General features: G+C 65.7%; 17 protein-coding genes. 8 read left to right on the top strand and 9 right to left on the bottom strand.

Annotated elements, in window-relative coordinates:
• Positions 1 to 3: 3 nt before the first annotated feature.
• Together ACT2CW_RS43220 and ACT2CW_RS43215 are read right to left on the bottom strand one after the other, a co-directional pair.
• Positions 4 to 801, bottom strand: coding sequence for an IclR family transcriptional regulator (locus ACT2CW_RS43220; RefSeq protein ID WP_138911703.1), 798 nt, complete (start codon positions 799 to 801; stop codon positions 4 to 6).
• A 35-nt stretch (positions 802 to 836) separates the two neighbouring features.
• On the bottom strand, positions 837 to 1469 hold the full coding sequence (locus tag ACT2CW_RS43215) for a nuclear transport factor 2 family protein (RefSeq protein WP_037961018.1): 633 nt from the start codon (positions 1467 to 1469) through the stop codon (positions 837 to 839).
• Positions 1470 to 1616: 147 nt separating this feature from the next.
• Between ACT2CW_RS43215 and ACT2CW_RS43210 the strand changes: the two genes are divergently transcribed.
• The 3 genes from ACT2CW_RS43210 to ACT2CW_RS43200 all read left to right on the top strand — a co-directional run bounded on the left by ACT2CW_RS43210 (position 1617) and on the right by ACT2CW_RS43200 (position 4226).
• Complete coding sequence (locus ACT2CW_RS43210; protein ID WP_240812602.1) at positions 1617 to 2555, top strand: dioxygenase family protein; 939 nt, start codon at positions 1617 to 1619, stop codon at positions 2553 to 2555.
• On the top strand, positions 2552 to 3664 hold the full coding sequence (locus ACT2CW_RS43205; RefSeq protein WP_445520562.1) for a maleylacetate reductase: 1113 nt from the start codon (positions 2552 to 2554) through the stop codon (positions 3662 to 3664). The genes ACT2CW_RS43210 and ACT2CW_RS43205 overlap by 4 nt, the downstream gene beginning before the upstream one ends.
• A gap of 91 nt (positions 3665 to 3755) precedes the next feature.
• Complete coding sequence (locus tag ACT2CW_RS43200) at positions 3756 to 4226, top strand: DoxX family protein (RefSeq protein WP_037961020.1); 471 nt, start codon at positions 3756 to 3758, stop codon at positions 4224 to 4226.
• A 307-nt stretch (positions 4227 to 4533) separates the two neighbouring features.
• Here the strand turns inward: ACT2CW_RS43200 and ACT2CW_RS43195 are convergent, their stop codons facing one another.
• From ACT2CW_RS43195 to ACT2CW_RS43165, 7 genes are all read right to left on the bottom strand, one after another.
• Positions 4534 to 5019 carry a flavin reductase family protein gene (locus ACT2CW_RS43195; protein ID WP_037961022.1) on the bottom strand — a complete coding sequence of 162 codons (486 nt, stop codon included), beginning with the start codon at positions 5017 to 5019 and terminating at the stop codon, positions 4534 to 4536.
• Positions 5016 to 5981, bottom strand: a complete 966-nt coding sequence (locus ACT2CW_RS43190; RefSeq protein ID WP_445520561.1) for a 3-oxoacyl-ACP synthase III family protein — start codon at positions 5979 to 5981, stop codon at positions 5016 to 5018. The genes ACT2CW_RS43195 and ACT2CW_RS43190 overlap by 4 nt, the downstream gene beginning before the upstream one ends.
• A 75-nt stretch (positions 5982 to 6056) precedes the next feature.
• On the bottom strand, positions 6057 to 7196 hold the full coding sequence (locus tag ACT2CW_RS43185; protein ID WP_037961026.1) for an acyl-CoA dehydrogenase family protein: 1140 nt from the start codon (positions 7194 to 7196) through the stop codon (positions 6057 to 6059).
• 64 nt (positions 7197 to 7260) lie between these two features.
• On the bottom strand, positions 7261 to 8262 hold the full coding sequence (locus tag ACT2CW_RS43180) for an aldo/keto reductase (protein ID WP_445520560.1): 1002 nt from the start codon (positions 8260 to 8262) through the stop codon (positions 7261 to 7263).
• A 65-nt stretch (positions 8263 to 8327) separates the two neighbouring features.
• On the bottom strand, positions 8328 to 8972 hold the full coding sequence (locus ACT2CW_RS43175) for a nitroreductase family protein (RefSeq protein WP_037961031.1): 645 nt from the start codon (positions 8970 to 8972) through the stop codon (positions 8328 to 8330).
• Positions 8973 to 9088: 116 nt separating this feature from the next.
• Positions 9089 to 10474 carry an aminotransferase family protein gene (locus ACT2CW_RS43170; protein ID WP_078559569.1) on the bottom strand — a complete coding sequence of 462 codons (1386 nt, stop codon included), beginning with the start codon at positions 10472 to 10474 and terminating at the stop codon, positions 9089 to 9091.
• Between the two features lie 406 nt (positions 10475 to 10880).
• Entirely contained in the window at positions 10881 to 11930 is a 1050-nt protein-coding gene (locus ACT2CW_RS43165; RefSeq protein ID WP_445520559.1) for a GAF domain-containing sensor histidine kinase, read from the bottom strand.
• Positions 11931 to 12140: 210 nt separating this feature from the next.
• On the opposite strand from ACT2CW_RS43165, the gene ACT2CW_RS43160 reads away from it, so the two are divergent.
• From ACT2CW_RS43160 to argJ, 5 genes are all read left to right on the top strand, one after another.
• Entirely contained in the window at positions 12141 to 13856 is a 1716-nt protein-coding gene (locus tag ACT2CW_RS43160) for a thiamine pyrophosphate-binding protein (RefSeq protein WP_138911706.1), read from the top strand.
• Between the two features lie 2 nt (positions 13857 to 13858).
• Positions 13859 to 15370 carry an asparagine synthase-related protein gene (locus ACT2CW_RS43155; protein ID WP_037960948.1) on the top strand — a complete coding sequence of 504 codons (1512 nt, stop codon included), beginning with the start codon at positions 13859 to 13861 and terminating at the stop codon, positions 15368 to 15370.
• Positions 15371 to 15425: 55 nt separating this feature from the next.
• Positions 15426 to 16376 carry an agmatinase gene (speB, locus tag ACT2CW_RS43150; RefSeq protein WP_037960949.1) on the top strand — a complete coding sequence of 317 codons (951 nt, stop codon included), beginning with the start codon at positions 15426 to 15428 and terminating at the stop codon, positions 16374 to 16376.
• On the top strand, positions 16373 to 17347 hold the full coding sequence (gene cs1 / locus ACT2CW_RS43145; RefSeq protein ID WP_037960951.1) for a clavaminate synthase Cs1: 975 nt from the start codon (positions 16373 to 16375) through the stop codon (positions 17345 to 17347). The genes speB and cs1 overlap by 4 nt, the downstream gene beginning before the upstream one ends.
• A 173-nt stretch (positions 17348 to 17520) precedes the next feature.
• Positions 17521 to 18702, top strand: coding sequence for a bifunctional glutamate N-acetyltransferase/amino-acid acetyltransferase ArgJ (argJ, locus tag ACT2CW_RS43140; RefSeq protein WP_037961036.1), 1182 nt, complete (start codon positions 17521 to 17523; stop codon positions 18700 to 18702).
• Positions 18703 to 18834 lie beyond the last annotated feature (132 nt).

Genomic DNA, 18834 nt, shown 5'->3' with positions numbered 1-18834 from the left:
CGCTCAGCGGGACATACGCCCGTGTTGTTTTTGGTTCGGAGGGACCGACGGCGAGGCCAGTAGCCGACTTACCGAGAGCGCTGCCATGCGGACCGCGCTCGAGACCCGTTCCAGGTTGCTCGACGACCGGGCCACGATCCCCAGGGCACCCGTCAGCTCGCCCCGCGCGCCGAAGAGCGGTGCGGCGACCGAGCACGCCCCGAGGGTCCGCTCCTCGATGGACCAGCCCAGCGATGTGTGGCGCACCTGAGTGAGGTTGGCGGTCAGTCGGCCGGGCTCGATGAGCGTATAGGCCGTGTGCCGCTCCAGCCCGGCGTCGAGCACCTGGGCCAGCAGGCTGGGGTCGGAGAAGGCCAGGATGACTTTGCCGACGCCGGTGCAGTGCAACGACAGCGGGCCGCCCGGGGCCGTGACGTTCCTGACCGAGCCGGGTCCCGACACCTTCTCGACGACCCGGGCGACGAGCCCGTCCGGGACGGCCAACTGCACGTTCTCCCGGGTCGCCTCGTAGAGATCGGCCATGAAAGGTGCCGCGACCCGCCGCAGCTCCTGGTGGCGGGGCGAGCTGCTTGCCAGGCTCCACAGCCGCAAGCCGACGGCGTAGCGTCCGTCGTCGGTGTGCTCGAGGACCCCGAGCTCGACGAGTTCACTTACGATGCGGTGGCAGGTCGAGCGCGGCAGACCACTGAGTTCAGCGAGGTCAGTCAGGCGCAGCGACGGCTTGGCCAGAGTGAAAGCGTCGAGCAGGGTGAACGTCCGGTCGAGGGTGCTGCGCCCGCTGTCACGACTATTGCCCGCCATGAGCCCATCTTTTCAGGTGCAGGTCGGCGGCGCCGTCAAATGGGCAGTGGCTCAAAGGTCAGGTCCGCCCCCTCCAGCCAGAGATCCCCGCGCGCGTACAGCCGCTCCACCGGCTCTCCGGTCAGGCCGGGCAGGTCGGCAACGACGCGGTAGCCCGCCTCGGCTTGGACGTAGGCGAGGTGGCGGTACCCCTCGGGCCAGGCGAGCAGGCGTTCTCGGTCCAGGGCGGGGCGCTCGACCGGATCGACGGGATCGACCCGGTCACGTTCGTAGATCGGCTGGCGGTGGCACAACCGCCATCCCTCACGGCCGCGCCTGAGGAAGTCGTAGAAACGGCCGTGGCAGGTGACATCGACCTCGACCCCGGCCGCCCTGGCGCGCTGCAGGATCGTCATCTTCGTCTGTGCGACCGCGCGATCCCCCGCGAGGTCGACGGAGCACCCGTGGAGCTGGTGCCAGATGCGGACCCCCTTCTCCCACCCGCGGCGGCTCGCCTCAATGAAATCGTGCGCTGAGCCCTGGAACCAGGTCGCGCTCATCGTGCCGTCGTCCGACCAGAGCGTCGCGAACCGGCGCCAGTCGCCCGCGTCGCGCCAGACCACCCAGTCGTTGATGAGCGCGTGGATGCTGCGCTCGTCGGCTTCCGTCTGTGCGTTGTGCTGCTGCACCAAGACCACCTCTCTGAGAGACCGAGGGCCATCGCACCCCCGGGCCCGCTTTCAGGCCACTGATGGATCCCACTGAGCGGACGCTGGCGCTGGTGGGCTGATCGCTTGGGCCGGATCGTGGACGTTGACGATCGAAAGGAGAGCCACGTGAACCCAACGACGGTCGTGGCTTCGGCAGCAATGGATGACCTCGAACGGCAGGTTCGGGCCAGCTTCGACCGGTCCGGCAACGACCGGTTCCGCATGTTGATGCAGTCGCTCACGGCGCATCTCCACGCCTTCCTGTGGGAGAACGACGTGACGATCGAGGAGTGGTACGCCGGGGTCGACTTCCTGACCCGAACCGGCAGGACTTGCTCGGAGACCCGACAGGAATTTGTGCTCCTCTCCGATGTGCTCGGCGCGAGCATGCTGGTAGAGGTGCTTGCCGAGGGGCGCGGCGAGGGGGTAGGAGCCACCGAGCGCACCGTGCTGGGGCCGTTCCATATGACCACCTCACCCGAGCGCGAACTGGGCTCGTCAATCGCGGGCGACGCGGCCGGCGAGCGTCTCCTGGTCTACGGCCGTGTGAGCGACACAGCCGGCGGGGCCCTCCCCTCGGCCACCGTCGACGTATGGCAGGCCAACGGCGAGGGCTACTACGATGTGCAACTCCCGGATGTGGTCCCGCAGGGCAGTGGCCGCGGGCTGTTCACGACGAACAGCGCCGGCTGGTTTTACTTCGAGACCGTCGTGCCGGCGCCGTACCCGATCCCCAGCGATGGGCCCGTAGGCGAGTTGCTGGCCGCTGCCTCGCGGCCGGTGTACAGGCCGGCTCACATCCATTTTCAGGTCTCGGCCGCAGGCTGTCGGGAGCTGACCACACACATCTTCCTGGCAGACTCCCCGCACCTCGACTCGGATGCGGTCTTCGCGGTGCGTCCAGGCCTCGTCCGGCAGCGACAGGCTGTCGACGGCGATCGAGGCGACCTCGCCGATCTCGTGGTCGATCCCGACGGCCCGCCTGTGCCGTCGGGCGCCGAGGCGCTGCGGGTGGACTTGGTCCTCGCGCTGGACGCCCAGGCCACGTCGCGGAGGTCCGCGTGAGCACGACGACACGCTTCATCCACCAGTCCAAGACGCCGCGCATCGTCTTCGGTCGCGGACGCCGCCGCGAGGTCGCGCAGGAGCTGCGAGCCCTCGGCGTGCGTGCTCCGCTGTGTGTGTCCTCGCCGGGGTCTGCCGCAGCAGCAGCCGGTGTCGCGGTAAGCCTCGCGGACGGATCCCTCGCTCCGGCCGCGACCTCGGACCGGGCACGCATGCACGTGCCCGAGCACCTGGTGGACGAGCACATGCGCATAGTTGAGGAGTCGGGTGCCGACTCGCTGGTGGCCGTCGGAGGCGGCTCGGCCATCGGTCTTGCCAAGGCGGTCGCACTGCGCAGCGGGTTGCCTGTCGTGTGCCTGCCGACGACGTACTCGGGCTCGGAGATGACCGATGTCTGGGGCGTCACGAAGAGGGGCGAGAAGCGCACCGGCCGGGACGTTCGGGTCCTGGCACGGGTAGTCGTGTACGACCCCGAGCTGACCGACGGCCTTCCCCGGTCGGTGAGGGGCCTCAGCGGCCTGAACGCAGTCGCCCATGCTGTCGAGGCGATCTACGCCCCGGACACCTCGCCATTGGTGGCCGTCACCGCCGGCGAGGCGATCGCGGTGATGATCCGAGCCCTGCGCGGCCTGGATGGCGGCTGGAACGACCGTGACCGGGACGATGCGCTCTACGCCTCCTGGCTCTGCGGCGTCTGCCTGGATTCGACAAGAATGGGCCTGCACCACCGGCTTTGCCACCTGCTCGGTGGCAGATTCGACACCCCGCACGCCGCTACCCACGCTTTGGTGCTGCCGTTCGTCCTGCGCCACCAAGAGCCCGGGCTGTCGGACGCCCAGCGCGAGCTCATGGCCCGGTCAGTCAACGGCGGCGACGTGTGCACGGAACTCCTGCGTCTGGCCCGTGCCTTCGGCGCGCCGTCCGACCTACGAGCACTCGGAGTCGGCGTCGACGACCTCGCGCCGATCGCACGGCGGTTGGCTCAGGAGCCACCTTCCAGTGACGGTCCGACCGGCGAGAAGAGCCTGCTGGCCCTGCTGCGCTCACTCCACCGAGGCCGCCTTCCGTCACCGATCGGGCCCGGATACGACGGGCGAGTGTCCCACTGAGCGGAAGCGATTCATTGGGATACGCAGGTCCCGCCCGTTCACTAGCGAGATGTCACCGGACCGCCGAGGCCCTTTGCCCGCAGGAGGAGTCATGCCGAATCCATTGCTGATGCTGGACCCCAGGAAGCCCCCTCTGACACCACGGAACACACTCGACGACGCGGCTCTGCTCATCCTGCGTCTGACCGTAGGCGGACTGCTCGTCATCCATGGATTCCAAGGGCTCGGCAACCCGGGGCATCGCATAGCGCTCTCCCGCGGCTTCGGGGTTCCGCTGCCGGAGGTGGCGAGTTGGCTCAGCATCCTCGGTGAGATCGGCACCAGCGTGACCGTCGTGGCCGGTCTGCTCACACGGCTCGCGGCGGTGCTCATGGCCGTGCTGATGGCGACGACGTGGCTGACCTCCAGCCTGGGCGAGCCCCTCATCGGGGGCAGCGAGCCAGGGCTGACGCACGAGAATTCCCTCTTCTTCGCCATGAGCGCACTCGTGCTCTTCATCACAGGCGCCGGCCGACTGAGTCTCGACGCCCGGTTCGAGACACGGGCCCGGCCTCAGACGTGAGCCACGCCTGAGCAATTGGTTCCATAGACAGGGTGGCCGGGTCCGCGGCGATCGCCGCGGACCCGGTACCGAACGGCACGACGTTCGTGGCGGGAGGCTGCGGCCTCGGGGCGTGTCGAACGTGTTGATCGACGCTCTCCACGTCCCAGGTGTCCGCGGACTCGGCGTCGTCTCCAACACTGCGGGGCGATGGACTCCGGCCCTGCGGGGGGTGTTCGCAGCAGGCCGCATCACGCGGATCACCGGTACCTATGCGGACATGCCGTAGGACGACTCACGGATTGCGGCTTCGGCGGGGGCACGGGGGTCAGTCGACGAGACTGCGGAACCTACCAGCGTGAAAGACCAGGGGTTCCCGGTGCGCGAAGAAATCCGCTGAGTGGGCCCGGAGGACAATCAGATCATGGTCACCCGCTGGGATCGCGGCCTCGATCGAGCAGACCATCATCAGGCACGCGCCGTCCAAGAAGACCGTCCCATCCGCACGCTTGCTCCATCGCAGGCCGGCGAATCGGTCTGTCGTGTCCGAGGCGAGTGCCCGGCAAGCGGGTCCTTGCCCCTCGGCGAGTACTCCCACCCCCAGCTTGGGCGCCGTGCGCAGCAGCGGCCAGGTGCGCGACTTGTGGTGTATCGCGACGCTCACTAACGGAGGATCGAGCGAGACGGAGGTGAAAGAGCTGGCGGACATACCCACCGGCCGCTCGCCGACCAGGGCACACAGCGTCGTCACGCCGGTGGGGAAGGTAGCCAGGGCCTGGCGGAGACCGGTGGGGTCAAACGTGACGGCAGTCATCGGCCGACGTACTCCATGGCCATCACGCCCCAACTGAAGCCCAGAGCGCTGGTGGCATGTAGGACGAGATCACCGCACCTGAGCCGACCATCCGAGATTAGGTCGTTCATCGCGATCAGTGTGTCCGCTCCGCCCATATGTCCCAGGTGCTCGTAGTTGAACACGCTCTTGGTGGTTGGCAGCTCCATCGCGCTCAGCAGCCGCTGATGTACACGTCGATCACCATGTGTGACCAGCAGGTAAGATATGTCGGTTGGATTCTTGCCGAGGGAGGAGAGTAGTTCCCGGATGAGGCCGGTGAAGTTCTCCAGATATGCCTCGCCCAGACCGTCCCGCAGGCCGTGGCGCCTAATGATCAGTTGCTCGCCTTCCCGTACACCTGTGTAGTAATCACACCAGCTGGGGTCGGTACGCATCTTCGCCCCCAGCATCTCGGCAATCCCCTGGCCGGAGGCCGATATCAGTACGGCGCTCGCTGCGTCGCCCTGGTTGAATAGCTCCTTGGCGCCGGGGTCACTGTAATCCAGCATCGTGCTGACTCGGTCCCCGCCCAGCACCAGCACGTACCCATCCGGCCTCGCGTCGACCTGGTCCGTCCCATATTGGATCGCGGCTGTCACGGCGTTGCAGTAGTTGACTATCTCAAAGCAGTAAGCGCCCTCGATTCCGAGTTCATGGGCCACCTTCGCTGCGGGCGACCAGAACGGGATATCCCACTCACCCGTACCGGCGTAGATGACAGTGCGTATAGCCGAGAGCGGGACGGCAGCCCGTTCGAGGACTACCTGGGCGGCCCTCAGGGCCAATTCCCATTCGTGTTCGCCATCCGCGAGTACGGGGAAACCCTCGCACACGGTGAGCGCTCTGATGTCGTTCTCCGTCAGGCCGGATTCCGCGGCCATCTTTGGGACTGTGATCCACCCCGAAGGGTATATGACCTCAAAGTCCAGGATTGCTGCCATGCTGTGGTCACCCGCTCACTTGAATTGGTGCGCCGGAGAGGACTCAGGACAAACAAAGGGAACGAACGGCGGGGCCTACGTGAAGAAGAGTGGCTTGCCCCTGTAGTAATCAACGACAGCCGCGCTCATACTCATCCGCGACGGCGGGTGGAAGACCACCGCCTGCGCGGCGGACGCCAGATAGGCGACCTTAGGGGAAGAGATGAAGGTCATGCCGCCCACCATCTCGACGGCCAGGCCCACTACCTTGGTGATCAGATCCTGGACGGAGAACCGGGTGAACAGGGAGGCAGCCGCGCAGTCGTTGCCCAGATCGACGTCCGCGATCCGGCGGGCAAGCCCCTCCACCAGAGACGCTGCCGACTCTATGAGTAAGCATAGCTGTGCTCGTTCAGCGGCCGAGCCTCGTTGCTTGTCCAGGGCCATGTCGACCAGAGCGCTGGCGATCCCGGTGTACGACGCCGCAACAAGCATCTGGAACCAGATCACCCCCGCCTCGTTGAGTTCGTCCAGCCTTTCGACAGCGGTGGGAGGCGTACGCAGCACGTGCTCCTGGGCCACGAATACGTCGTCCATCCGGACCTCTTCGCTCTCTGCGGCGACCAATGGGAAGGTCGACCAGAAGTCGTGAACGGAGACTCCCGGCGTGTCAGCGGGCAGCACTAACAGGCCCATGTCAGGTGTGCCGTCCGGATCTCGCACGGTGACGCTTGCCGTCAGGAGATCCATCGAACGGGCCAGGCTGCATGGCTTTTTAGAACCTGTAACGCGGTAACCACCGGGCACCTCCCGTGCCTCGACAGTCGGGCTGAGGATGCCGTGCCCCGACCGACCCTCCGCGTAGCCGGAGGCGATCAACAGTCGCTTGGGCGCGATCGTATCCAGCACGGAGGTGCGGATGTCGGTCGTGGCCTCGTAGAGAGGGCCCACGGAGTAAAGCATTCCGACGGAGAAGTGATGCATCGCCGTGGCCACCACCAAGGAGGGTGCAAGCGACCCCAGGGCACGGATGACTCGTACGGCCTCCAGCGCAGAGGCACCGAGCCCACCATATGCCTTCGGCACTAGGAGATTGGTGCCGCCGTGGTCCTTGAACAGGGCGATGGCAGGACTCTCTGGGGACTCCAGGGTATCGAAGGGCATATCTGCGAGGCGTCTGGCGAGGCCCGGTAGTAGCCGTTCGCAGGCATCGAGGTCGGCTTGCAAGAACTTCATGCTCAATCCCTTTCTGAGTACGGCGCGGCGGGCGAGCGCGGTATGGGTGCCTGAGTTGCTGGGTTCAGTTGTCCACCATGCCCATCAAGAAAGGGTCGTACCGTTCGCCGTGGACGGCCCCCGCTTGCACAGCATCGGCTACAGCCTTTAGTTCCTCGTCGGTGAGTCGTACCGATACAGCGGCGAGGTTCTCCGCCAGATGATCGCGACGCGAAGTGCCCGGGATGGGTACGACATCGTTGCCCTGCCCGTGCAGCCAGGCTAGAGCGAGTTGGGCGACCGTGATGCCACGCTGAGCGGCCAAGGACCGCAACTTGGTCAGGATGGCGACATTGCGAGGGAGGTTGGTTTCGGAGAACCGGGGGAGCATGTGGCGGAAATCGCTGGGCGGGCCAAGGGAGGAAACCGAGCTGACCTGCCCGGTGAAGAAACCGCGGCCGAGAGGGCAAGACGCGATGATGCCGATGCCTAACTCCCGGCAAACCGGTACCACGTCGGCCTCAATGTCTCTGCTCCACAGCGACCACTCGCTCTGCAGCGCTGTGATGGGGTGGACAGCGTGAGCCCGCCGAATGGTATCGGCGGAAACCTCCGATAGGGACACATGGCGCACCTTCCCCTCAGTAACCAGCTCTGCCAGAGCTCCGGCTGCCTCTTCGATGCGCTCCCCCGGTGCGGCCATGTGTTTGGTGAAGAAGTCAAGATGATCTACCCCGAGTCGGCGTAGCGAGTCATGGCAGCGTGCCCGTATATAGTCGCGGTCTCCTCGAACGCCCAGGAACGTTCCCTCGCGGTCTCGCTCAAGGCCGACCTTGGTGGACACCAGCACCCGTTCCCGGCGACCAGCGATCGCCTTGCCCAGCAGCCGCTCTCCCTCACCCAGGCCTTGAACATCGGCCGTGTCCAGGAGACGCACGCCCCGGTCGATCGCCTGCCGCACGGTGCTGACCGCCTCTTCAGGATCGGTCTGCCTGTAGAACGACGTCATGCTGAGGCAGCCCAGACCCTGCGCCGGCACTTCCACTGGACCGAGCTGGCGCTTCGGCAGTGTGGCATCAGTCTTCATCGTCACTCCTCTTGCCCTTCGCACTTCGAGGCGGACGCCTCTTTAAGGGCATGAATTCTGTGCGTTCACCATTTGTCGATGTGCAGGACGCTCTCGAGCGGTTGCCTCGGTGCAGGTTTGAACTCCGTGCCAATGGGGTAGGCCGTCGGGAGCAGAGCCGACTGGATAACTCCATTTGGCAGCCCCAGCAAGTCGGCGATCTCCTTCTCGTACGTGAGGTGCAGGGTGGTCCAGGCGGTGGCGAGGCCGCGTGCTCGAGCCGCAAGCATGTAGCTCCAGCCAGCTTGAATGATCGATCCCCACTTGCCGGCCTCGTTGTACTCGGGCGTGTCGCTGACATCGAGGCAAGGGATGACGAGGACAGGGACCTGGCCCATCCGGTCGGCCAGGTGGGCGACGCTGTCGCCCACCTGGCGCTGTACCGCGTAACGCTCAGGGTCCTCCTTGAACAGTGAGGAGGACGTGCCCTTCGTCTCCAGGTAGCTATGCGCCGCACGCTGGTAATAGCGACCGATCGCCGCACGCTGCTCGGCATCCGTGATCACCAGCCAATGCCAGCTCTGCCGATTGCTGCCGGAAGGGGCATGCAATGCGATGCGCACACACTCCTTGACCAGGTTAAGCGGGACCAGGCGGGTAAGGTCCAGCCGCTTCCGTATGGAACGGGTGGTTGTCAGCAGTTCGTCCGGGGTGAGATCCAACAGAGGCATGAGCCGCAGGACCTTTCCTTTCAGGAGTGAGGTGCTTGCGCATGGTGCTGGAGTACGCCGCGTCGGGTGCGGCGGTCGGCGAAGTGATGGCCTGGTCAGGCCAGGGGGCTATGTGGTTACGATGCAACCCTGCCGTCGGTCGACACGCGGGACAGCACAGTTAATAGCCCTTCGGCCAATTCATCTGCAGCGTCGCGGTTCATCACAAGAGGTGGATTGATGAGCAGTGAGCGGGGGTTGCCGCGGACTATGATGCCCGCCTCCTCGCGCAGTGCCAGTGCGACCGGGGCCGTTCCTGTCGGCAGCTCGAATCGGCTCGTCTTGTCCGCGACCAGCTCGATGCCCAGCAGGAGGCCGAGTTGGCGGACATCGCCCACGACGGGCAGGTCCCGCAGGACCGCGAGCCGGGAAGCCAGGTAACCGCCAATCTCCACCGCGTTCTCCAGCAGGCCCTCGTGCTCGAGGATATCGAGGTTCGCGAGCGCTGCGGCGCACGCGGTGGGATGGCCCGTGTACGTGAATCCGACGGGGAAACCGGCCGCGTCGGTGACGGTGGTCGCCACTTCCTCGCTGACCAGCACGGCACCGTGGGGGATGTAGCCGGAAGTAATGCCCTTCGCGGTAACCATGATGTCCGGCGTGATACCGAAGTGCTCAGCCGCGAACCAGTGGCCAGTCCTGCCATACCCTGTCACCACCTCGTCGAGGATCAGCAGGATGCCGTATGATCGCAGTAGTTCCGCGACACGTGGCCAGTAGTCTCGTGGCGGGATTACCGCGCCGCCCACGCTCATCACTGGCTCGCCAATCAGCGCCGCGATCCGGTCGGGCCCGATTCGTTCGATGGTCTCCTGTAATTCCCTCAGGCAGAACTCCGTGGGATCTTCGCCATCATAGAGCTCAGTTCGGTACGGATCGGGCGGTGTCAAGTGGTGGACATGGGGCATCATTGGGCCAAAGCCCTTGTGGTACACAGAGAGCCCAGACACGCTGCCTGCGCCGTATGCGATGCCGTGATACGCGGAGGCTCGCGAAAGAATCCAGGTCCTCTCGGACTGCCCTCGACGGTGGTGAAAGAACCGGGCCATGCGTAGCGCAATCTCGTTGCCTTCCGCCCCTCCACTGGTGAAAAAGACCTTGTCGAGACCGGAGGGCGCGAGCCCGGTCAACCGCGCCGCCAGCTCCACCGCCTTGTCATTAGTCATGCTCTCCCAGAGGTGAAAGTACTCCAGGGAGGCCATCTGTGCGGACACTGCTGCTGCGATCTCGCTGCGCCCATGCCCGACCTGCACTACGCCGAGCACTGCTGCAGCATCCAGGTACCGCCTACCCTCGCTGTCACGCACATCACATCCTTTGCCCTCCACCATGACAATGCGGTCCGTATTTTCGCTGGGGAGGTTAGGGTGAACTATGTGGGTGCGGTCGGCTTGTACCCATTGGGTCGTCTTCTCCGGGTCGGGGTCCGAGGCGGCAATAGGTGCGGTCCGCGATATGGGCATGCGGTCTACTCCTTTACGTACTACTCCCTGGGGCGGTCTACGCCTCGAAGCTTGGCACTCGGACATTGTGATTCGCTGGCGCAGACAACGGACGGAACGTCAAGCGCTCTGCAAGGGAGCATCGACCATTAGCTGTTTGATCGCCTCGTCGCTGTACAGGCAGCGTTCACCGCACCGCTCGTGGTCGTTGGACGCGTGCTCGCCCGTTGTCACATGGACCAGAAGCTCGTGCGACATGCGAACATTGCCACCTGAGTGGGCAGGCACCCGACGATGTGGAAAGCCTCGCCCAGGTGCGTGTGGCGAGGTACTTGCCGAAGCGGCCAGGTCAGACGACAGCGCAGCTCAGTTGCGGTCACTCAACGCTGGCGGCGGGCGTCGTTTGCGGTGGTATCGGTGAATACATTCACGGGATAGCGTGCAGCGGCGCGGCCCATTCCACGACGGTGCCGTTCGGCTCGTTCGGGCGGAGGGAGAAGGAGCCGCCCAGTTCCTCGGCGCGTTGCTGGAGGTTGGCCAGGCCGCTTCGGCGGGTGACGGGCGGGTCGAGGCCGTGGCCGTTGTCCGTCACTTTCAGCCGCAGCGCCGTGTCGGTGACCTCCACGCTGACGTCGACGGCGGTGGCCTGGGCGTGCCGGGCCGCGTTGGACAGGGCCTCGCCGGCCACGGCCAGCATGTGCTCGGCGTGACCGGCGGGGACGTTGGTGTCCAGCAGGCCGGTCATGCGCAGCGCGGGCGCGAAGCCCAGGGCTTCGGCGGCCCTCTCCATGGCCGCCACCAGCCGGGCGCGCAGTCCTTCGCTCCGGGACCGTTCCTGCTCGCCGAGCGAGTAGATGGTGGAGCGGATGACCTTGATGGTGTCGTCCAGGTCGTCGACCACCCGCTGGACCCGTGCGCCCTCCTGCGGCCTGTCGGCGAGGCGGCCGAGCGTGGACTGCAAGGTCAGCGCCCCGGCGAATAACCGCTGGATGACGAGGTCGTGCAGATCGCGGGCGATCCGGTCACGGTCGTTGAGGACCAGCATGCGATCGGCGTCCTGCCGGTGCTCGGCGACCTCGAGCGCCAGCGCCGCCTGGTTGCCGTACCCGATCACCATGTCGATGACGGCGTCGGTGAAGCCCGGGCCGCCCGGCACGTTGGCCACCTGGAGCACGCCCCGCACGTGGTCGCGGGTGCCGAGGGGGACGAGGAACGCGGGGCCCAGCTCCACGACAGCGGCGCTGCCGCCGGTGGCGCGCGGATCGGCGCTGACCGCGTCGCTGGTGATGGTCTCCCCGGAGGCGAAGACCTTCGCGGCCAGCGTGGCGGCACCCAGGACCAGACCGCGCGCGTCCTCCGCGCGCGTTCCGGAGGCGGCCTCGATGACCAGCTCGCCGCTGTCGCCGACCGGGATGGCCAGGGTGACCAGGTCCGCGCCGGCCATCTCCCGCAGGGTGGCGGTGAAGGACTCCAGCACCGCGGTGGGTTCGGTTCCGGACAGCAGGCGCGCATGGTGTGGGCGGCGCTACTGGACGGTCTACTGGCAGCCCTGGCAATGACCCGTCGCGGCTTGCACAGGGGACGAGCAAGGGGATCGTACATATGGCCGCAAGGGACTGTCGGCATAGTCGTTGGTGATCGATTCCTCGCGTTCACCAACGCGAGCCATCCGTCCAAAGGAGCTTGCATGTCCCGCGTCTCCAACGCCCCGCGCACCGGCCCGACGACTGCTCACGCGCTGCTCAGGCGACTCCACGACCACGGGGTGCGTACCGTGTTCGGAGTGGTCGGTCGCGAGGCCGCATCAATACTCTTCGACGAGGTTGACGGCATCGACTTCGTGCTGACCCGGCACGAGTTCACCGCTGGCGTGGCAGCCGACGTGCTGGCCCGTATCACCGGGCAGCCGCAGGCGTGCTGGGCGACACTCGGACCCGGCATGACCAACCTTACGACCGGCGTAGCCACATCCGTCCTCGACCGGTCCCCGGTCATTGCTTTGGCAGCCCAGTCTGAGTCGCACGACATCTTCCCCAACGACACTCACCAGTGCCTGGACTCGGTGTCGGTTATGCAGCCGATGACTAAGTACGCGGTGGAGCTCCAGCGTCCCAATGAGGTGACAGACCTAGTGGACTCGGCCATAGCCGCCGCGATGAATGAGCCGGTCGGCCCCAGTTTCATATCCTTTCCCGTTGACCTCCTCGGAGCTGAGATCGACACTTCTGTGACCCACTCCGAGGCTCGGACGCCGACCAAGCCGCTCGCCACCGTCGAGGATGGCTGGCAGGAGGCCGCCCGCAAGGCCGCAGAGCTGATCGCCGAGGCTCACCATCCTGTACTGGTCGTTGGCGCCTCCGCTATCCGGTCCGGGGCGGTACCCGCCATCCGCGCCCTGGCTGAGCGGCTGCGGCTGCCGGTGATCACCACCTACATCGCTAAGGGCGTAGTACCACATGGCCATCAGCTCAATTACGGCGCGGTTACGGGCTACATGGACGGCATCCTTTCGTTCCCTGCGCTGGAAACCTTATTCGGTCCCGCGGACCTTATCCTCACCCTGGGCTACGACTACGCTGAGGACTTGCGACCCTCAATGTGGCAGCGGGGGGAAGAGAAGGCTACGGTCCGCGTATCACCGACGGCCAATCCGATCCCGCGCGTCTATCGCCCTGACGTCGACGTGGTCACCGATGTCCTGGCCTTCGTGGAATACCTGGACGGCGAGACCGCCGGGCTCGCCGAGAAGACCCCGCATGACATCACGCCATTGCGGGAGCGGATCGCGGAGTTCCTTGCCGATCCCTGCGAATACGAGGACGGTATGCGAGTCCACCAGGTGATCGACTCGATGAACACTGTTATGGCGGAGACCGCTGAGTCCGGTCAGGGCACGATTGTCTCGGACATCGGGTTCTTCCGGCACTATGGAGTTCTCTTCGCCCGCGCAGATCAGCCGTTCGGCTTCCTGACCTCAGCGGGCTGTTCCAGCTTCGGTTACGGAATCCCTGCGGCAATCGGTGCCCAGCTCGCTCGGCCGAACCAGCCAACGTTCCTTATCGCGGGCGACGGCGGATTCCACTCCAACAGTGCCGACCTGGAGACCATCGCCCGACTCAATCTGCCCATCGTTACCGTAGTGGTCAACAACGACACCAACGGCCTGATCGAGCTGTACCAGAACCTCGGCCATCAGCGCTCGCACAACCCGGCGGTGAAGTTCGGTAGCGTCGATTTTACTGCGCTCGCCCGCGCCAACGGGATCGAGGCGGTCCGGGCCAGCTCCCGGGAGGAGTTGCTCGCCGGGCTCCGCAAGGGAGCGGGGCTTGGGCGGCCGCTCCTGATCGAAGTTCCGGTGAGCTACGACTTCACCGCCAGCGGCTTCGGTGCACTGAGCATCTGATTATGACTCTCATGCTGCCCGCCGCCATCGGCTTCTCTGTGGAGGTTCGTCGAGACGGAGGCCGACCCATCGAGCCAGCCTTCGCTGCCCTTGGTTCATTGGCCAAGCTGACCGAGTGTACAGCCGACCACGTTGTACGTACCGTCCTTCTCCATTCTGGAGCTCCCGAACGTGCCTACGCGCACGCTGAGGGCTGGACTGTGGTCCTGGCTGGAGAGCTGTACAACCAAGATGAGTTAGAGCGGTTATTGCCCGCCGACGCGTCCTGGGGTGGCGACGCCGAGCTTATTCTGGCCCTCTTCGCCGTCTACGACGTTCACGCTTTTCGGCTGTTCAACGGGCGGTTCGCCGCCCTCGTGACCACAGGAGTGCGGGCTGTGCTCGCCACCGACCATGCGGGCTCAGTACCCTTGTATGTCGCCGCCGCTCCTGGCCGGGTGCTGGCGGCGACCGAAGCGAAAGCCCTTCGGACAGCCCCCAAGGGGCTACCACTCACCGGCCGGTGTGTGCCAGGGCTGCCGGGCGTCCATCAGGTATCGGCCGGCACAGTGCTCGACTTCGTGGTGGCCAATGGTGAGCACCAGGTGCATCGCACCTGGGCTCCCCCGCTCGCCCGCCAGATCGTTTCGGAGGAGGAAGCGGTGGGCGGCGTCCGTTCAGCCCTGGCCCACGCCGTTTCGGCCCGTATCGGAACTGGCCGCCCTCTGGTGGTCCTCTCCGGGGGGATCGACTCCTCCAGCGTCGCGGCCCTCGCTGCGCAGAAGGCTGCCGAGCCGATCGATACTGTGTCCATGGGAACCGACGAGGCTGATGAGTTCCCTCATGCACGCACGGTGGCTCAGCGTCTGGGTTCGACACACCGCGAAGTGACTATCGGCACGGAGGAGCTTCTGCGCCGTCTGCCTCATGCGGTGTGGGCATCGGAGGGCAGGGACCCCGACATCATCGAGTACCTGCTGCCACTGACCGCGCTCTATCTGCGTATGGAAGGCGCCGGTCGGCGGATCCTTACCGGCTATGGGGCCGACATCCCCCTGGGCGGGATGCACCGGGAGGACCGTTTGCCGCAGCTGGACGCGGTTGTGTGCCGCGATATGGACACCTTCGATGGCCTTAACGAGATGACACCGGTGCTTTCTGCGATCGCGGGCCACTGGTCCACCCACCCTTACTGGGACCGCCAGGTCCTTGACCTCCTGGTGTCGTTGGAGGCCGGGCTCAAGCGCCGATACGGGCAGGACAAATGGGTGCTTCGCGCCGCCATGGGCGATCTATTGCCGGTCAGCGCAGTCATTCGCCCGAAGCTCGGCGTGCACGAGGGCTCGGGGACCACCTCGGCGTTCACCCGTCTGCTGATTGACGCGGGCGTGCCCGGCGAGCGGGTAACGCATGCGAAGCAGCTAGTCGTGCTGAACCTGTTCGATCAGGTGGTCACAGCAGGCATTCACCCGGACGACGTAGCGGTTGAGACGGTGGTGGCGGAGGTCATGGGGCGGCTGGACTCCGCAGCCTAGCCGCTGGCCGTTGCCCTCGCTCCGCGACCAGCCCCTACTGTGAGGAGGATCCTTCTTGGAACGCACCGATACGAATATATCTCCACGCTACGCCCAGGTCCCGACGTTCATGCGGCTCCCACACGAGCCCATGCCGCGGGGCAGGGATGTCGTGGTCATCGGCGCCCCGTACGACGGCGGCACTAGCTACAGACCCGGTGCCCGGTTCGGTCCGCGGGCGGTGCGGAATGAATCTGGGCTGATCCACGGGGTGGGCATCGACCGCGGGCCCGGTACCTTCGACCTGATCGACTGCGTCGACGCCGGGGACATCGACCTCACCCCGTTCAGCATGCATATAGCGATGGACACTGCCACAAAGCGGTTGTCCCGACTGCTCACCGATAATGCCGCCTTCCTCATGATCGGTGGCGACCACTCGTTGACTCTGGCAGCCCTGCGCGCGGTTGCTGGGAAGCACGGCCCAGTCGCCGTCCTGCATCTGGATGCACACTCCGACACCAACCCCGCTTTTTACGGCGGCGAGTACCACCATGGCACCCCCTTCCGACATGCCATAGAGGAGAAGCTCGTCATTCCAGAGTGCATGGTGCAGATCGGCATCCGTGGGCACAATCCGCGCCCCGACTCGCTGGACTACGCTCGTGACCGCGGTGTTCGGATCGTCACCTCTGACGAGTTCTACACGTTGGGCCCAGAAGCTACGGCGGGGCTGGTGTGCGACCGGGTCGGCGAGTTGCCAGTCTATGTGTCAGTCGACATCGACGTGGTGGACCCGGCCTTCGCACCAGGCACCGGTACCCCTGCACCGGGCGGGCCCAGCTCCCGGGAGGTGCTCGCCCTGTTGCGAGCCATTGGCGATCTACACCCGGTGGGCTTCGACGTCATGGAAGTCTCGCCCCTCTATGACCATGGCGGTATCACCTCGATCCTTGCCACTGAGATCGGCGCCGAACTCCTGCACCAGTACGCACGTGCTCACACTCAAGAAAGGCCAGACACATGACTATCGTGGACTGCTCGACATACGCCTCCGAGCTCAGGGGCCTGGCGGCACAACTGCCTGACGTCCCCCGCACGGACCTGTACGGCTTCCTCGATGCGGGTCGCCGCGGAGCCGTCGCGCTCCCTGAACCCATCGCCAGGGCGCTGGACGCGTTCAACGTGAGGGGGAGCCAGAGCGGTTACCTGCTGTTGCGGGGGATGCCCGTAGAAGAGGATGACGCCCTGCCTCGTACACCCTCCAGTACGCCGGCGCCTGTGGACCGGCCCATGCTGACCATGGAGGCCATGCTCGCGCTCACCGGCCGCCGCCTGGGGCTGCATACTGGCTATCGCGAACTGCGCTCGGGCACCGTCTACCATGACGTGTACCCCTCACCCGGCGCGCACCACCTCTCCTCGGAGACCTCCGACACCCTGCTCGAGTTCCACACCGAGATGGCCTACCACGTGCTCCAGCCGAACTATGTGATGCTGGCCTGCTCCCGCGCTGACCACGAACGTAAGGCAGCCACCCTGGTGGCCTCGGTTCGCAAAGCGCTGCCGCTGGTCCCCCAGGATGTCCGTACTCACTTGTTCGACCGGCCGATGCCCTGCTGCGTGGACGTTGCCTTCCGCGGTGAGGTGGAGAACCCGGGTCCCATCGCAAGCGTCAAGCCGCTGTACGGTAATCCGCAGGACCCGTTCCTGGGCTACGACCGCGAACTGCTTACCCCGCGTGAGCATGCCGATGTTGAGGCGGTCGCGGTGCTGTCGAAAGCGCTGGACGAGGTCACCGAGCCGGTGCACTTAGTGCCCGGCGACGTTCTGATCGTGGACAACTTTCGCACCACGCACGCCCGGACGCCCTTTACTCCGCGCTGGGACGGCAAGGACCGCTGGCTGCACCGTGTCTACATCCGTACCGATCGCAATGGGCAGCTGTCGGGTGGGGAACGCGCCGGCGACGTCGTGGACTTCACACCGCGCCGGTGAGCCACACCGCCCGGCTGACATGCGGCCCCCGCGAGGAAATGCTGGGGCTCGTGTCGAGATGTCGCCTGTAGCCGACCAAGCTGGGCAAACCCCATGATGGAGATCCGCCGGGCACCCTCGGTGTCCGGCGGGCCTTAATGACGTATGTCTGTATATGGTTGAGGGGATTAATCATGACACACGGCGCATTCGAAGAACCCAGAGGGTTCGCGGTTCACACTGCGCCAGCCGGGCTCTTGGACGACGGGCGAGACGACTTCACGGTGCTCGTCTCAACCGTACCCGCAGTGGTAAGCGGCGTTTTTACAAGGTCCCGTTTCGCCGGGCCGAGCGTGTCGCTCAGCCGCGCTAGTGTCGCGGACCATTCCGCCCGTGGCGTGGTGGTCTTAGCCCGCAACGCGAACGTTGCCACCGGCCAGGAGGGCGAGAGGAATGCCCGTGAGGTACGCGACTCGGTGGCCCGAGCCATCGGCGTCGCCAATGACGAGCTCCTCATCGCCTCTACAGGAGTGATCGGCCGCCAGTACCCCATGGCCTCAATCCGGGAGCTCATAAGGACCCTGCCGCCCGACCTTCCCCAGGGCGGCTTCGACCATGCGGCGCGGGCAATCATGACCACCGACACGCGGTCCAAGATCGCATCCGCTCGGGTGGGTGACACGGTGATCACCGGGATTGCCAAGGGGATCGGGATGATGGAGCCTGACATGGCAACCTTGCTGGCCTTCTTCGTCACCGATGCCCGGCTGGACCCGGAGGCTCAGGATCCACTCTTCCGAAGGGTGATGGACCGCACCTTCAACGCGGTCAGCATCGACACCGACACGTCCACGAGCGACACTGCCGCGTTGTTCGCCAATGGCCTCGCGGGGGACGTGGACCCGGCCGCGTTCGAGGAGGCCCTGTATGAGGTGGCGCTCGCCCTGGTAAAGGACATTGCCCACGATGGCGAGGGCGCTGGCAAGCTCATCGAGGTGCAGGTGACCGGTGCACGCGACGACGAGCAGGCCAAGCGGGTCGGTAAGGCGGTCGTCAACTCTCCCCTGGTGAAGACCGCAGTGCATGGCGCCGACCCCAACTGGGGCAGGGTGGCCATGGCGATCGGCAAGTGCTCCGATGACACAGACATCGACCAGGACAAGGTGGTCATCCGTTTTGGCGAGGTGGCCGTCTACCCACCGGGCCGACACGCCAGCAAGAGCAACGACGGGGTACGCGCAGCGGTGGCCGAGGTGATGCGGAACCCCGAGGTCGTGATCGGTGTCGATCTCGACATCGCTGACGGCGCCTTCACGGTGTACGGCTGCGATCTGACAGAGGGGTACGTACAGCTGAACTCGGAATACTCCACGTGAACTTCGTCGGCGCAGTAAGTGGGATGGCGAGGTCATCGAGTCACCAAGTCCAAGGCTGTGTCTTGCAGTGCCCCTTCGGCCCTCCTCCCTGACCGCGCACGCGGCGCTCGCAGCCTTCAAGGACATCGGCCG

The sequence above is a fragment of the Streptomyces sp. NEAU-174 genome (genome assembly GCF_052665095.1).
Note: the sequence above shows the minus strand (reverse complement) of the source record. Positions and strands in the feature narration are given on the sequence as shown.

Coding starts and splice junctions, on each gene's coding strand:
- ACT2CW_RS43170 (WP_078559569.1), bottom strand. CDS start 10,474: ATGCCCATATCGCGGACCGCACCTATTGCCGCCTCGGACCCCGACCCG.
- ACT2CW_RS43190 (WP_445520561.1), bottom strand. CDS start 5,981: ATGGCAGCAATCCTGGACTTTGAGGTCATATACCCTTCGGGGTGGATC.
- ACT2CW_RS43220 (WP_138911703.1), bottom strand. CDS start 801: ATGGCGGGCAATAGTCGTGACAGCGGGCGCAGCACCCTCGACCGGACG.
- ACT2CW_RS43160 (WP_138911706.1), top strand. CDS start 12,141: ATGTCCCGCGTCTCCAACGCCCCGCGCACCGGCCCGACGACTGCTCAC.
- ACT2CW_RS43195 (WP_037961022.1), bottom strand. CDS start 5,019: ATGACTGCCGTCACGTTTGACCCCACCGGTCTCCGCCAGGCCCTGGCT.
- ACT2CW_RS43185 (WP_037961026.1), bottom strand. CDS start 7,196: ATGAAGTTCTTGCAAGCCGACCTCGATGCCTGCGAACGGCTACTACCG.
- cs1 (WP_037960951.1), top strand. CDS start 16,373: ATGACTATCGTGGACTGCTCGACATACGCCTCCGAGCTCAGGGGCCTG.
- argJ (WP_037961036.1), top strand. CDS start 17,521: ATGACACACGGCGCATTCGAAGAACCCAGAGGGTTCGCGGTTCACACT.
- ACT2CW_RS43175 (WP_037961031.1), bottom strand. CDS start 8,972: ATGCCTCTGTTGGATCTCACCCCGGACGAACTGCTGACAACCACCCGT.
- ACT2CW_RS43155 (WP_037960948.1), top strand. CDS start 13,859: ATGACTCTCATGCTGCCCGCCGCCATCGGCTTCTCTGTGGAGGTTCGT.
- ACT2CW_RS43180 (WP_445520560.1), bottom strand. CDS start 8,262: ATGAAGACTGATGCCACACTGCCGAAGCGCCAGCTCGGTCCAGTGGAA.
- ACT2CW_RS43200 (WP_037961020.1), top strand. CDS start 3,756: ATGCCGAATCCATTGCTGATGCTGGACCCCAGGAAGCCCCCTCTGACA.